Genomic DNA, 13,857 nt, shown 5'->3' on the forward strand with positions numbered 1-13,857 from the left:
GCGATCGATTAAGGCTTTTTTTATAACATTAGAATTTATAAGTTTTGAGCGGAGCTCAAGGATTCTAATGTTTCAAGAAAAGCTTCCTCTTGCTCACGAATGTACATCCCCGAGAGGGCTTCGATAGAAGCTTTTCTTACTTTTTCAGCAGCTCCCAGCGGTATACATACTCGAACAGGAACTCGAACGCCTCCAGATGGCGTTTGGCCTCGAAGGCATTGGCCCCCCAGGCGTAAATACCGTGCTTACGAAGCATAATCCCTGGAATGCGGGGTTTCATCGCACCTTCAATCAGAGGAGCTATACGAGGGACGTCCGCGTAATTCGGCACAATCGGAATCTCGATATGCGCTTCCTCATCCCAAATGTTAAACGCCTTAATCAGCTCGACGCCATCCACCGGTATCGAGCCGCGCTCCCAGAACAGCTCCGAAACGAGGTTATTAAATACCGTATGTACGTGAAAAATGGCGCCGCAGCCCGTGAGGCGATAAATTTCGCAGTGGATCGACGTTTCGGCGGATGGCTTCAATGAGGTCGGCTCGATCGGCTTTCCTTGCTGATCGACGAGCAAATAGTCCGACGGAGTATTAACCGATTTATCTTTGCCGCTGGCCGTGATGGCGAAAGCAAATTGCTCCGGCGTGAAATCGCCGACGCGAATGGATAAATTGCCGCTTGTTCCTTGAAACCAGCCTCTGGCGGCTAAATTCGTCTTGATCTCCGTCAGCTCGGCGAAAGCCTGCTGTTTGTCCTCCAAACGAATGCTGCTGTAGCTCACTTCACTTTCATCTCCTCTAAGCGGTTTATTACGTCGTAAAAGTCCTCATATTTGTCATAAGGGAGCCCGAGCTCCTCGCACATTTGAACCAAATGAGAGCGGGCAAATACCGTATCGACCAGCTTGGCGCCTTCAAAATCCGTCACGCTGTCACCGATCAGAATGCGATGATATTCCTCTGCGGGATAGGAGCGGATAATCGTCGTCTTGCACATACCGCAGTCATTACTGCAATGCGAGTCGCATGCGTGCGGCCACGTAATGCGGATGCGGTCTCCTCCAAAGTCGCTGCCGTTGCAATAGATGTTTTCTTTAGGGATGGCAAACTCGGATAATACCGGGTACACGAAAAAGTCAATGCCGCCGCTCGTAACCAAGAAGGTGATCGCTTCCTTCCTGCAATAGTCGAGCAGCTCCTGAAAGCCCGCCCGGATCGTTACGTTGCCGATTGCATAATCGATGACTTCCTGCTTCATCGAGGTCGGCAGCAGAGCGAACATGCGGCCGACCCCCTCGCGGATGGAGATTTGCTTGGAGATGACCTGATCCACCAGGGTATCCCAGCCCTCCGGTTTGAAATGCTTCATGATTGCGACGATGTTGTCGTTAACTGTGATGGTACCGTCAAAATCGCAGAAAATGATGCGCTTCTTCGTCATTCCTTGATCCCCCAGGTATCGATGGCTGTTTGAAGCTCAGGATGCTGCGCTGCATAGTCACGCAAGGATTGGCCGCTCAGCACGCCGTCGATGGCTTGACGGAACGCTTTGCCCCCGGCGATGGCGCCCAGCGGATGGCCGTGGACGCCGCCGCCGGCGTTCACTATCACTTCACTGCCGAAGTCCTTGAGGATCAGCGGCACAAGTCCCGGATGAATCCCGGCGGACGGAACAGGGAAGCTTTGCTTGAGCGGCGAGCCTTGGGTATCCAGCAGCACTTCCTTGATGGCCATGTTCTCTTCCCGCGGCATGACGACAGAGCCGTAAGGGGAGGGGAACAGCACCAAATCGGCCCCGGCCAGACGCATGAGCTTGCCGAGCAGTACGTTAGCGGCAATACCATGATGAGGCGACGGATAGAAGGCACCCGCAAGCGCAGGATGAGCCATGATCGGTACGCGAATGTCCGGGTTGCGGCTCAGCTCGTGGAGCGCATCATAGCCGTAAGCCAGCACGTTAAAGAGTAGGGCGTTGGCTCCGGCTTCAATCGCTTTCTTGGCTTGATTTAAAAGCGAGAAGGTGGGTCCGGTCAGGTTTACAGCGTATAGCAGCTTCTGCCCGGTTTCCCGTTCAGCCTGTGCAGCAGCCTGCATGCAAGCCTCTACACGCTTCTCGATCGGGGTCAGCGGGTTCTCAAATAAGATTTCGTCATCCTTAATCAAATCTACGCCACCGGCCGCCTGAAGGTAGAACTGCTCCTTTAAGGCAGGCAAATCATGTCCGATGACGGATTTGAAAATGCTCATCAATAACGGGCGGTCATGAACGCCGAGTAAATCGCGTACCCCTTGGATGCCGAATTTCGGGCCGGGGAAAGCGCTCAGGAAGCCTTCCGAAAATTCCAAATCAATCAGCTTGATCCGGCCGTCCATGGACAGCTTGCCGAACACGGTCACGAGCAGTGCGGGGATGTCCCGGCTGAAGTTGACGTCAGGGTAGGCGATCTGAATATCGGCATAACGGTTCGAAGCTGGCTCTCCTGCAGAAGGCTCATGGACTTCTACCTTGACGACACGTCCGAGATGTTTCTCCATTTCGGCTTTTTTTGCCTCAGGAAGCTCAGTCCAGCTGCCGACCGTTAGGCCGACGGCGATGCCGAGCGCTTTTTTATCAAAGTCGGCTTTCTCATCGTACAGACGATAAGTAGCCAGGCAGTAATTCGAGTAGGATGTGCTCATCTTTCGTGTTCACCTGCTTTACTTGGATTTAGAGATGACAGAGTCGCTTAAGGCGGCGCCGATCTCCGATGCGCGTTCCGCTGCCCGAAGAACCGCTTGGGACACGGCGGTCTCGAATTCGTAGGAGGCAAGCTTTTCCAGTGCCGCTTGCGTCGTACCGTTCGGGGAGGTCACCTTACGGCGAAGATCGGCCGGATCCTCGCCGGTCGTCTCTACCATCTGGGCTGCTCCGAGCACCGTCTGTACGGTTAAGCGCCGGGCTTCCTCCGGCGATAAACCTCCTTGGACTCCCCCGGAAATCATAGCCTCCATCATGTAGTAAATGTAAGCCGGACCGCTGCCGGAGACGCCGGTGACGATGTCCAGGAGCGATTCCTTGACAACGGAAACGATGCCCGTGGTTTCGAACATTTCCAGTGCAAGTTGACGCTGCTCCTCCGTCACGGCCGTGGAGAAGCTAAGGCCTGTAGCCCCGAGGCCGATCGTACTGGAGGTGTTCGGCATCGTCCGGACTATTGGCTGCCCCGATACGCCTAGAATCGCTTCGATGGTAGCCATGGAGAGGCCGGCAATGACCGATACGATCAGCTGCTCCTTGCGCAGACAGCTCTTGAGCCCGATCAGGCCTTCCACCGCATCCTTCGGTTTGAAGGCGAGGATAACGATGTCGGCATCCTGCACGACCTTGATTTTGTCAGCCGGGTCGGTGACATATTGTACACCGTAAAGCTCATGAAGCTTTTCCAGCTGCGCGGTATTCGATCGATTCGTCACATATACGTTCGCAGCGGAGTCAGGCTGGACGGAGACGAGTCCGCGTACGATGGCCTCCGCCATACTGCCTGCACCGACGAAAGTTATTTTCGAATCGGATAATGTATGAGACATAGAGCATTACTCCCTTTGTCAGGGTTAGCCGCGCACTTGGCCGCTGCCGCTGACGATATATTTGGTGGATGTTAGCGCCGGCAAGCCCATAGGACCGCGGGCATGAAGCTTCTGTGTGCTGATGCCGATCTCCGCACCAAAGCCGAACTCAAAGCCGTCGGTAAAGCGGGTGGAGGCATTGTGATACACAGCTGCCGCATCCACTTCGTGCAGGAAGCGAGCCGCATTCTCTGCGTTCTCCGTAACGATGCACTCGGAATGCATCGTTCCATGCAGGCGAATATGCTCCAGCGCTTCCTCCAGACTATCCACGACGCGAATATTCAGGATGTAATCGTTATATTCCGTGTCCCAATCCTGGGGAGAAGCCGATTTGATGCCAGGAATGGCGCTCACAGCCTGCTCGTCACCGCGAAGCTCCACATTTAAATCCGTGAAGCGGCTCGCAACGGTTGGCAAATGACGGGCTGCGAAGCCCTTATGAAGCAGCAGCGTCTCCATTGAATTGCAAACCGATGGGCGCTGAACCTTGGCATTCACGGCGATTTGCAAAGCCATATCGGGATTCGCGCTCTCATCCACAAAGGTATGGCAGATGCCGGCGCCGGTTTCTATGACGGGAACGGTGGCGTTCTTGACCACGGTCTGGATTAAGGAAGCGCCGCCCCGTGGAATAACTACGTCCAGCAGGCCGTTCAGCTTCAGCATTTCGTCGACAGAGCCGCGATCCGGGTCAAGAATAAGCTGCAAGCCGTCAGCAGGCATGGCCGTTTGTGCAAGAGCGGCATGCAGCACCTCGACAATGCGGCGGTTCGATTCTAGTGCCGAGGACCCGCCGCGCAGGACAACGGCGTTGCCCGTTTTGAGGCACAGGCCTGCGGCATCCACCGTAACGTTCGGGCGCGCCTCGTAGATCATGCCGATGACTCCGAGAGGCACGCGTACTTTGCGCACCTGAAGACCGTTCGGACGGGCGAATTCCTCCAAGGTATCTCCAACGGGATCAGGAAGCTCCACCACCTGTCGGAGACCTTCCGCCATAGCTGCAATGCGCTGTTCATTCAATGCCAAGCGATCGAGAAGGGAAGTGCTTGTGCCGTTCTCGCGGCCGCGTTGGAGATCGAGGGCATTGGCTTCGATGATGGAAGCCTGCTCGGTTACAAGGGCGTCGGCCATAGCGAGCAAAGCTTCATTCTTCTGTTCCGTTGTCAGACGCGCCAGCTTAGGTGCCGCTTGCTTCGCCAATCGCGCTTTTTGCACGACTTCACTTACTTGTTTGGTTTGTTCGAGTTGAGACATATTCATTCCCCGCTTTCTTATAAGATTATTTTAGCGAGCCGCGCTGCTTCATGGAGATAGCCAAGGTGACCCACTCATCCCGGTGAATCACTTCCATGCGATTGACATCAATACGCTTCTGTACTTCTTCGGTGCTTAAGCCGGCAACGGCTTGGAGCTGCCAGGAAGCGTAATTGACGACACCGCGGCCAATCGTCTGTTGGCTCTGATTGACGACCTCAACGACGTCGCCCGGATGAAATTCTCCTTGCACCTCCCGCACACCGGCGGGGAGGAGGCTGCGGCCGCCGGAAACCATGGCGAGCTCCGCCCCGTCATCGACAACCACCCGGCCTTGAGGCTGGGAATGAAAGCCCAGCCATTGCTTTTTGACGGGGAGGTTGTGTTCGCTGGTGACAAAGTACGTCCCTTTGCCTCGATCCTCTGCAGCAAGCAGCAGGTCTCCAGGCTCGTTTACACGTCCGACGAAGACGGGGACGCCGCCGCGCATGGCGATTCGCGCCGCCTCCACCTTCGAGCGCATACCGCCGGTGCCGACCGAGGAGCCGGAGCCCCCGGCCATCCGGTACAGCTCCTCGCTGATCTCCTCGATCCGGTCAATGCGCTGCGCATCCGGATTTTTCCGGGGATCCTCGGTGTAAAGGCCGTCCGTATCCGTAATAATGAGCAGCTTGCGGGCCCGAAGCAGATTCGCTACCAGCGCAGAGAGCGTATCGTTATCACCGAATTTCAGCTCGTCAACGGATACTGTATCGTTCTCGTTAATGATAGGGATGATGCTGTGCCGCAGCAGCTCTTCAATCGTCATTTGCGCATTGTGAATTCGTTTCCGGTTGGAAAAATCGGAGCGGGTCAGCAAAATCTGCCCGACCCCTATGCCGTGACGTGCGAACGCCGCCTGATAGGCCTGCATCAGAAGCGCCTGACCTACGGAAGCGGAAGCCTGCTTCTCATGGACCAGCTTGGGGCGGCTTGCGTAGCCGATCTCACGAAAGCCGGCCGCTACCGCTCCCGACGTGACGAGCAGAACCGATTCGCCTTGCCGGTGGAGCGAGGCAAGCTCCTGAGCGAAAAATTCAATTTTGTCCCGGTTCAAGCCGCCCTCATCCGAGGTAAGAGAGCTGCTTCCGATTTTGACAACGATCGTATGCATCGCATAAGTCCCTTCTTTCGACTGATTGCTTATGTAAAAAAAATCAAAAAAGGCCTCCGTCCATGAAGGACGAAAGCCTGTAGCTTCCGCGGTACCACCTTGCTTGATGAAAAAGTTCATCCTACTCACACCCTAATAACAGCAGGGCAACCGTCCAACTCGTCGTTGGCCGTTCAGGGGCGGGTTCGGGAAGCGGTCACGGTAAATTCTTGCAGCCAATGGAATTTACTCTCTGCGCGTGCGTGGACTTTCCTACTATTCCCTTCATAACGTTTGTTTTTCTATATAGGATAGCATGCAACCCTTTGTTTGTAAAGGCGATCTTAGCCGAACAGCTGCAGCTTAGCTACGCGATCGACTGCCTCTTGCAGGCGCTCTTCCGAGCTAAGGAGACCTAATCGGACATAGCCTTCGCCGTGGTCTCCGAAGCCGATGCCGGGAGCGACGACGATCTTCGCTTCCTCCAGCAGCAGATCTGCGAGCGAGGAAGAGGTATGGCCTTTAGGCACCGGCAGCCAAGTGAAGAACGAGCCATGGGAGCGGCTCGCCTGCCAGCCGATGCGATCTAGAGCACCGAACAATGCGTCCCGTCGGCTTTGATAAACGGAAACGAGCTGATCCACACAGTCCTGAGGACCGGTCAGCGCGGCAGCTGCAGCTACCTGAATGCCGCCGAACAGGCTGCAGTAGTAATGATCCTGAATGAGGTTGATCAGACGAACGACCTCGCGGTTGCCAAGGGCGAAGCCGACGCGCCAGCCGGCCATGTTGTAGGTTTTGGACAAGGTGTAGAACTCAACGCCGACTTCTTTGGCTCCCGGCAGCTGAAGGAAGCTGACCGGCTTCTGGCCGTCGAAGCCGATAGCTCCGTAGGCGAAGTCGCTCGCGACGACGATGCCGTGCTGTGCCGCGAAGCGAATCGTCTCCTCATAGAACGATGCCGGTGCGGACACCGCTGTAGGATTGTTCGGGTAGTTGATAAACATCAGCTTGGCTTTGTTCACGTCGTCCGCAGATATGGCCGAGTAGTCCGGCAAGAAGGCATTGGACTCTCTCAGCGGCATGAAGGCCATCCGGGCACCCGAGAGGGCGACGCCCGACCAGTAATCGGGGTACCCCGGGTCAGGCACCAGGCATACGTCCCCGGGGTTCAGCAGGCACTGGGCAATCTCCACGAGGCCGGTTTTGCCTCCGAAAAGAATAGCTACTTCTGTCTCCGGGTCGAGCTCTACACCATAATCCTCCCGGTAGCGCTGGGCGACGGCTTGCTTCAGGAACAGAAAGCCATTGAAGGGAGGATACTTATGATATAACGGATTTTCCGCCGCCTCCTGCAAAGCTTTGACAATATGAGGGGGCGTAGGCCGGTCCGGGTTGCCTTGCCCCAGGTTGATCACATCATGGCCGGCTGCAATTTGCTCGTTCGCCTTGCGTACCAGCTTGGCGAAAAATTGCGTCGGCAGGTGCTGCATGCGCTCTGCCGGAGTAACGGGAAAAGCCGAAACGTACGGATTGTTCATATTCATCTATAATTCACTCCATCAATGTAGGTATAGTCGGCTAAGCATACAGCTATTAATTTACCACGAAACGGCAGGGGTGTATATGCTTTTCCTAGGATGAGCCGTTGATCTTCCCGTATGCATAGACTATCATAGAAACTAATGATTCGAGGGGAGCGCTGTTGAGATGAGTATGCGATGGAATATTGCGCTTCTGCAGATGGACATTGCCATCGGGGAGCCGGACCGGAATTTTGCGAAGCTGGAGGAGCTGCTGGAGCAAGCTGTGCAGCATGAGGAAAAGCCGGATGTCATAGTTTTTCCGGAAATGTGGAATACAGGCTATGCGCTGGAGAGAATCGATGAGCTCGCGGATCCGATGGGAGAAAGAACCACCGAGCTGTTATCCTCGTTCAGCCGTAAGTACGGGGTGAATCTCGTAGGAGGCTCGATCGCGGAGAAGCGGAGCGACGGCGTCTACAATACGATCTATGCCTATAACCGTGAAGGGGAGCGGGTGGCGGACTACTCCAAAATTCATCTGTTCCGTCTGATGGATGAGGAGAAGTTTCTCCAAAGCGGGGATCGCGTAGGGGCCTTGCAGCTGGACGGTGTGCAGGCGGGCATGATGATCTGCTACGACATCCGCTTTCCGGAGCTTGCGCGCAAGCTGGCGCTGGGAGGAGCGCAAATCCTGTTCGTGCCGGCCGAATGGCCGAATCCGCGCTTACATCACTGGCGGACATTGCTTCAGGCGCGCGCTATCGAGAATCAAATGTTCGTCGTATCGTGCAACCGGGTAGGCGTTAGCGGCACCACCGAATTTTTCGGTCATTCCATGGTTATCGATCCGTGGGGAGAGGTGCTCGCAGAGGGCGATGGGACGGAGCAGGTCATCCGGGCTGCCATTGACCTTTCGACTGTGCCGGAGGTGCGAAGCCGGATCCCGATCTTCGAGGATCGCAGGCCTGCATTATACTAATAAAAGTAAGAAGCCTTGGGCATCCGGTTCGGACAGCTCAAGGCTTCTTTGGTAATTCGGGACGTGCTTGAGCTTACTCCTGCCGCTCCATTACTTCACGGAACGTATGCATGAACGCCTCTACGGCCTTGGACAAATAACGTCCCTTCCGGTATGCGATCACCAGCGTTCTTGTCGGATGGGTTGCCAGCGGACGGTAAGCGGGAGTCAGCTCGCTCCAGCCGCCGCGGGACACCATGTTTGGCACGAACGCAATACCCATACCGGCGGCCACCAGTGATTGCACTGTCTCGATATTGCTGCTCTCGAAGACGATGTTCGGGGTGAAACCGCCGGCCGTCTGGCAAAGCTCCAGCGTAATCTGGCGGAAGCCCTGCCCTTTTTTCAAGGCGATGAAGGGCTCGCTCCGCAGCGCGGAGATGTCGATCGGCTGCCCCGACCCGGAACGGGTGAGCGGATGCTGCGGCGGCAGCGCCAGGACGATTTGCTCCTCGATCACCGTTTCATAGGTAAGGGAATCATCGGCAAGCGGCAGGGAGAGCAGGCTGATATCCACCTGGCCAATGCCTGTCAAATGCTCCAGATTGGCGGAGGTTTCCTCCATAAGCACGATCTCGATCTCCGGGTAACGGGATTGGAATACCGGTAGAACGAGCGGAAGCACATGTGCTCCGGTAATCGGCAGACTGCCTACTACGAGCTTTCCTTTGCGCATTTGGGAGATGTCCTCCATCTCGCGCTTCAGCTGCTCGACCATATCGAGAATCGATTGGGCTTTCTCTACGAATAAGGAGCCGGCATGGGTCACTTCGACGGAGTTCGTCGTCCGCTGGAACAGCAGAACGCCGAGCTCCTTCTCCAGCTTGGACAGCTGCTGGCTGAGCGAGGGCTGAGCAATATGAAGCTTCTCCGCCGCACGGGAGAAGTTTTTGTCTATAGCAATTTGAAGCGCATATTGCAGCTGTCGCAGCTCCACCGGCTACACCTCCTTGCCGTTATTCTGAACATGAATCCACAGCTGCTTATTGCGGTACTCCTCTTCGCTGCCGACCTCAGGGCCGAACCAGGACGGGGGCTGGAAGCCGTTCGCCTCTTCCTCGGACCGGAATTCCACCTCAACGACTCGAAGGTCAAATTGTTCATATTCGTCGATGTCGAAGTGCAGACCGTCTGCTTCCAAGGAAGTCCGCGTCTTGCGCAGCGGTTTTTTCCCGGAATGGCCCAGCAGCTGCTCATAAATATCGGAGGAAATGGAATACTCGATCTCCTCCCGGGACATGCCGTGCCCTCTTTTGAACGTGTGGGTAAAGGTTTCCCCTGCTTCGGAAGAGAGGCGTCGGATGCGGATCTCTTCTTGCTTGGAGAAAGCAAGGTAGGTTTGGTCAATCTCCTGACGGGTTAGCAGCCGCAGGGAGCCGTTCTCGATTTCCTCCTGAGGAAAGCGTCCAAGCTTGTACTTGCGTTCGATTTCCATATTCATTCGTTATCAGCACATCCTCATTGTTTATTACTAAAAACTATCAAGCTTATAGATATTATATCTTGGAACAATCAAGAAAGAAATGATAGTATGATAGCAATAAAGCACTTTTGATGCATACTTAACTTTTTAAGAGGTGGAACCGATGGCAAAAACAATGTTCGAGAAGATTTGGGACAACCATGTCATTCAATCTGAAGCCGGCAAGCCGAGCGTCATTTATATCGACCTGCACCTGGTTCATGAGGTGACTTCCCCGCAAGCGTTCGAAGGACTTCGCCTGAGCGGCCGCAAGGTTCGCCGTCCGGACCTGACTTACGCAACGATGGATCACAACGTGCCGACGAAGGATCGCTTCAACATCACGGACCCGATCTCCAAGCAGCAAATCGACACCTTGTCGAAGAACTGTGCCGACTTCGGCGTAACGCTGTTCGACCTGAACAGCATCGATCAAGGCGTTGTTCACGTTATGGGACCTGAGCTTGGTTTGACTCACCCGGGTAAGACGATCGTGTGCGGCGACAGCCACACATCGACTCACGGCGCATTCGGCGCACTCGCTTTCGGAATCGGTACGAGCGAAGTAGAGCACGTTCTGGCTACTCAGTGCCTGCAGCAATCGAAGCCGAAGACACTGGAAGTACGCATTAACGGCAGCCTGAAGCCGGGCGTTACGGCGAAGGACTTGATCCTCGGCGTCATTGCGAAATACGGTACGGACTTTGCTACAGGATACGTTATCGAGTACACCGGTGAAGCCATCCGCAACCTGTCCATGGAAGAGCGTATGACCGTTTGTAACATGTCCATCGAAGCAGGCGCACGCGCCGGCTTGATCGCTCCGGACGAAACGACGTTCGAATACCTGCGCGGCCGTCAATATGTACCGCAAGGCGAAGCATTTGACGCAGCTGTAGCTGAATGGAAGAAGCTGACTACCGATGCAGGCGCTGTCTATGACCGCGTAGAAGAATTCGATGCCGACAGCCTGATCCCGCAAGTAACCTGGGGCACAAGCCCGGGCATGGGTACAGACGTTACAGCGAATGTACCGAACCCTGCGGATTTCGCGACAGAGAACGAGCGTAAGGCAGCAGAGAAGGCTATCGAGTACATGGGTCTGACACCAGGTACGCCAATGACGGCGCTGAAGGTAGACTATGTATTTATCGGCTCCTGTACGAACGGCCGGATCGAAGACCTTCGCGCAGCAGCAGCAGTTGCACAAGGCTATCAAGTAGATCCTAGCGTAACGGCTATCGTTGTTCCAGGCTCCGGCCGCGTGAAGCTGCAGGCGGAGAAGGAAGGGCTTGACAAGATCTTCACGGAAGCAGGCTTCGAATGGCGCGATGCGGGCTGCTCGATGTGTTTGGCGATGAACCCTGACGTGCTCAAACCAGGTCAGCGCTGTGCATCCACTTCCAACCGGAACTTCGAAGGCCGTCAAGGCCGCGACGGACGTACGCATCTCGTATCCCCGGCCATGGCGGCTGCGGCTGCAATCGAAGGGCATTTCGTTGATGTGCGCGACTGGAAGTTCAAAGTGAAGCAAGAAGCTTAATTTTAGCGATGTGAGGAGATAGACGACATGGAAGCTTTTACTAAGCATACCGGATTAGTCGGTCCTGTGGACCGTGTGAATGTAGATACAGATGCCATCATCCCTAAGCAATTTCTGAAGCGTATCGAGCGCTCCGGCTTCGGCCAGTTCCTGTTCTACGAATGGCGCTTCGACCTGAACGGCAAAGAAATCGCCGAGTTTTCCCTGAACCAGCCGCGCTACCAAGGCGCATCCGTGCTGATCTCCCGTGCGAACTTCGGCTGCGGCTCCTCCCGCGAGCACGCTCCTTGGGCGATTCAGGACTACGGCTTCAAGGTGGTTATCGCCCCTTCGTTCGCCGACATTTTCTACAACAACTGCTTCAAGAACGGCATTCTGCCGATCAAGCTGAGCGAAGAGCAAGTGGAAGAGCTGTTCCAGCGCACAGCGAAGAGCGAAGGCTACCAGCTGACAGTGGACCTGGAGAACAAGAAGATCACGGACGCTCAAGGCCTTGAGATCTCCTTCGATCTGGATGAGCACCGCCGCCAGTTCCTGCTGCAGGGTCTTGACGATATCGGCTTGACGCTGAAGCATGAAGACAAAATCGCCGCGTATGAAGCCGCGCATAAGGATCGCCTGGCTTACAACGTGAACTAACAAAAGAAGGGGCTGTCCCAAAAGTAGCGAAAAATCTACTTAAAGGGACAGCCCCTTATATACAACCCCGAATTTCGTGAAAAAATGGCCGGACAGGGTTCATTCTTGCCCGGCTATATGTCTTTTTTGCTCCGTGGTTACCACCTTAAGCAAATTGTGGGCAAGTGAAAGCCACCCGACCTCCAGGCTTACTTTTGGTAAGCCGCGAAGCAGGAACCTCCGGAATCCCCGGTTATTTTTCATTTGCCCAAACACACTTTCCACTTCGATCATTCGTTGAACCGAGAGCTTGCGTCCATCTTCGCTTCTTAATTTTTCTCTAGCCACTTTTTTGTAGCGAAGATACTCCATGCTGACCCTTATTTCGCGGCTGCGTTCAGACTTGGTGCATTTCTCTTTGAACGGACACCCCTCACAGTTTTCACTTCGGTAGATCCGCAATTTGACCCCGTACCCACTATCAGTCTTGTTCTTGCTCTCCTTAATAAAATGTAGTGTTCTTCCGTTTGGGCATACCCAGATGTCTTTGTCCTCGTTGTACGTCCAGTTTTCTAAGCGGGATACGTCGTTTCGCCATGCCCTTGATACTTCCTTATGAAAGGAATTGTATTTCACAAGCGCTTCCATGTTTTCTTTCTCTAGATACGCATAGTTTTCCTCACCACCGTAACCGGCATCGGCGATGACGGTTTTAGGAAGACGACCAAGCGTCTCTTTTACCTTGTTAAGATGCGGGATAAGGCAACGCGTATCTGTCGGGCGCTGGTGGAGGGAGTAACCTACGATGAATTGGTTCTCTGTGCCGACTTGTACGTTGTAGCCGGGCTTGAGTTGACCGTTGCCCATGTGGTCTTCCTTCATTCTCATAAACGTGGCATCTGGATCCGTTTTACTGAAACTGTTTCGTTCGCCAAGGATCTCAAGCTGAGTTTCGTACTTCTGCTGGCGGGGAACAAAATCCTTACGCAGTTGCCGTACCGCTTTCTTTACCGTTTTGTTCTTTGGTTCACTCTTCAGTTTGGCTTCTAGCTTCGTTAAAGCCGCCTCCATGCTCTCGCTTGTTAGGTCGGTGTCTCCGCCCAGCTCGAGCAGGTCCTTGCCGTTGTGCTCTTTATCTTCCTGAATCTCCTGCTGTTCAATCTCAATAAAAAGCTGCTTCACTTTCTCTTCCAGCCTGGCTTTCTGCTTCTTTACTGCCTTTCCCCAGACAAACGTATACCGGTTTGCATTTGCTTCGATCTTGGTACCGTCAACAAAGTAGTTCTCCAGCTTGATATATCCCTCGGCCATTAGCAGCTCCAGCATTCCTGCAAAAATCTTCTCGAGCTGCTCCTTCATCCGCTCGGAGCGAAACCGATTGATGGTCCGGAAGTCCGGCTGTTGGCGACCTGCCAGCCACATGAAAGGGATATTCTCACGCACGGCCTTGGCAATCTGTCTAGAGGAGTAGATACGTTGAGAATAAGCATACACAATGATTTTAGTAAGCATTTTAGGGTGATAGCTATCCCGACCGCCTCCGGGATACGCAGCTGTAAACAAGCTGTCGTCCAAACGATTGATGAAGCTATTAATAACTCGCGCTACGTGACGTGGTGGGATGTCCATTTCCAAATCCATTGGCAGACATAGCTGATCCATGGTATATTGAATAAACAAAGAAACCTCTCCT

Annotated in this window: 13 protein-coding genes; 3 read left to right on the top strand and 10 right to left on the bottom strand. The window is 54.4% G+C overall.

Translation table 11 applies throughout. The annotated features are described in order from the left end of the window. Positions 1-136: 136 nt before the first annotated feature. From mtnB to RAC89_RS21775, 7 genes are all read right to left on the bottom strand, one after another. The gene (gene mtnB, locus RAC89_RS21745; protein WP_284638781.1) at positions 137-781 is read right to left on the bottom strand and encodes a methylthioribulose 1-phosphate dehydratase; all 645 of its coding nucleotides are present in this window, start codon (positions 779-781) and stop codon (positions 137-139) included. Further along, positions 778-1,440 (bottom strand): 2-hydroxy-3-keto-5-methylthiopentenyl-1-phosphate phosphatase, encoded by a 663-nt coding sequence (locus RAC89_RS21750; protein WP_306615741.1) that lies wholly within the window; start codon positions 1,438-1,440, stop codon positions 778-780. Before RAC89_RS21750 ends, mtnB begins: the two co-directional genes overlap by 4 nt. Further along, positions 1,437-2,678 carry a 2,3-diketo-5-methylthiopentyl-1-phosphate enolase gene (locus RAC89_RS21755; protein WP_306615742.1) on the bottom strand — a complete coding sequence of 414 codons (1,242 nt, stop codon included), beginning with the start codon at positions 2,676-2,678 and terminating at the stop codon, positions 1,437-1,439. Before RAC89_RS21755 ends, RAC89_RS21750 begins: the two co-directional genes overlap by 4 nt. A gap of 18 nt (positions 2,679-2,696) precedes the next feature. Beyond that, a complete protein-coding gene (proC, locus tag RAC89_RS21760) occupies positions 2,697-3,566 on the bottom strand; it encodes a pyrroline-5-carboxylate reductase (protein WP_306615743.1) in 870 nt (289 codons plus the stop codon). A 24-nt stretch (positions 3,567-3,590) separates the two neighbouring features. After that, entirely contained in the window at positions 3,591-4,865 is a 1,275-nt protein-coding gene (locus RAC89_RS21765; protein WP_306615744.1) for a glutamate-5-semialdehyde dehydrogenase, read from the bottom strand. Between the two features lie 25 nt (positions 4,866-4,890). Next, positions 4,891-6,018, bottom strand: a complete 1,128-nt coding sequence (gene proB / locus RAC89_RS21770; RefSeq protein ID WP_306616161.1) for a glutamate 5-kinase — start codon at positions 6,016-6,018, stop codon at positions 4,891-4,893. Positions 6,019-6,341: 323 nt separating this feature from the next. After that, positions 6,342-7,544: a pyridoxal phosphate-dependent aminotransferase gene (locus RAC89_RS21775; protein WP_306615745.1), complete on the bottom strand. Its 1,203-nt coding sequence runs from the start codon at positions 7,542-7,544 to the stop codon at positions 6,342-6,344. A 163-nt stretch (positions 7,545-7,707) separates the two neighbouring features. Here RAC89_RS21775 and RAC89_RS21780 point away from each other — a divergent pair, with 163 nt between their 5' ends. Next, positions 7,708-8,502 (top strand): carbon-nitrogen family hydrolase, encoded by a 795-nt coding sequence (locus RAC89_RS21780; protein ID WP_306615746.1) that lies wholly within the window; start codon positions 7,708-7,710, stop codon positions 8,500-8,502. 73 nt (positions 8,503-8,575) lie between these two features. Here the strand turns inward: RAC89_RS21780 and RAC89_RS21785 are convergent, their stop codons facing one another. After that, on the bottom strand, positions 8,576-9,478 hold the full coding sequence (locus tag RAC89_RS21785) for a LysR family transcriptional regulator (protein ID WP_306615747.1): 903 nt from the start codon (positions 9,476-9,478) through the stop codon (positions 8,576-8,578). Between the two features lie 3 nt (positions 9,479-9,481). Continuing rightward, positions 9,482-9,982, bottom strand: coding sequence for a CYTH domain-containing protein (locus tag RAC89_RS21790; RefSeq protein ID WP_306615748.1), 501 nt, complete (start codon positions 9,980-9,982; stop codon positions 9,482-9,484). A 145-nt stretch (positions 9,983-10,127) separates the two neighbouring features. On the opposite strand from RAC89_RS21790, the gene leuC reads away from it, so the two are divergent. Both leuC and leuD read left to right on the top strand, forming a co-directional pair. Then, positions 10,128-11,546 carry a 3-isopropylmalate dehydratase large subunit gene (leuC, locus tag RAC89_RS21795; protein WP_306615749.1) on the top strand — a complete coding sequence of 473 codons (1,419 nt, stop codon included), beginning with the start codon at positions 10,128-10,130 and terminating at the stop codon, positions 11,544-11,546. Between the two features lie 27 nt (positions 11,547-11,573). Beyond that, complete coding sequence (leuD, locus tag RAC89_RS21800) at positions 11,574-12,185, top strand: 3-isopropylmalate dehydratase small subunit (protein ID WP_306615750.1); 612 nt, start codon at positions 11,574-11,576, stop codon at positions 12,183-12,185. Between the two features lie 99 nt (positions 12,186-12,284). On the opposite strand, the gene RAC89_RS21805 is transcribed toward leuD, so the two are convergent. After that, complete coding sequence (locus RAC89_RS21805; protein WP_306615751.1) at positions 12,285-13,844, bottom strand: IS1182 family transposase; 1,560 nt, start codon at positions 13,842-13,844, stop codon at positions 12,285-12,287. Between the last annotated feature and the right edge of the window lie 13 nt (positions 13,845-13,857).

It is taken from the genome of Paenibacillus sp. GD4, from assembly GCF_030846225.1.
GTDB lineage: Bacteria > Bacillota > Bacilli > Paenibacillales > NBRC-103111 > Paenibacillus_G > Paenibacillus_G silviterrae.

What these genes read in the sequence shown, in the direction of transcription:
- proC (WP_306615743.1), bottom strand. Translation starts at nt 3,566, where the DNA reads ATGTCTCATACATTATCCGATTCGAAAATAACTTTCGTCGGTGCAGGC.
- RAC89_RS21750 (WP_306615741.1), bottom strand. Translation starts at nt 1,440, where the DNA reads ATGACGAAGAAGCGCATCATTTTCTGCGATTTTGACGGTACCATCACA.
- RAC89_RS21780 (WP_306615746.1), top strand. Translation starts at nt 7,708, where the DNA reads ATGAGTATGCGATGGAATATTGCGCTTCTGCAGATGGACATTGCCATC.
- RAC89_RS21755 (WP_306615742.1), bottom strand. Translation starts at nt 2,678, where the DNA reads ATGAGCACATCCTACTCGAATTACTGCCTGGCTACTTATCGTCTGTAC.
- proB (WP_306616161.1), bottom strand. Translation starts at nt 6,018, where the DNA reads ATGCATACGATCGTTGTCAAAATCGGAAGCAGCTCTCTTACCTCGGAT.
- RAC89_RS21790 (WP_306615748.1), bottom strand. Translation starts at nt 9,982, where the DNA reads ATGAATATGGAAATCGAACGCAAGTACAAGCTTGGACGCTTTCCTCAG.
- leuC (WP_306615749.1), top strand. Translation starts at nt 10,128, where the DNA reads ATGGCAAAAACAATGTTCGAGAAGATTTGGGACAACCATGTCATTCAA.
- RAC89_RS21775 (WP_306615745.1), bottom strand. Translation starts at nt 7,544, where the DNA reads ATGAATATGAACAATCCGTACGTTTCGGCTTTTCCCGTTACTCCGGCA.
- leuD (WP_306615750.1), top strand. Translation starts at nt 11,574, where the DNA reads ATGGAAGCTTTTACTAAGCATACCGGATTAGTCGGTCCTGTGGACCGT.
- RAC89_RS21765 (WP_306615744.1), bottom strand. Translation starts at nt 4,865, where the DNA reads ATGTCTCAACTCGAACAAACCAAACAAGTAAGTGAAGTCGTGCAAAAA.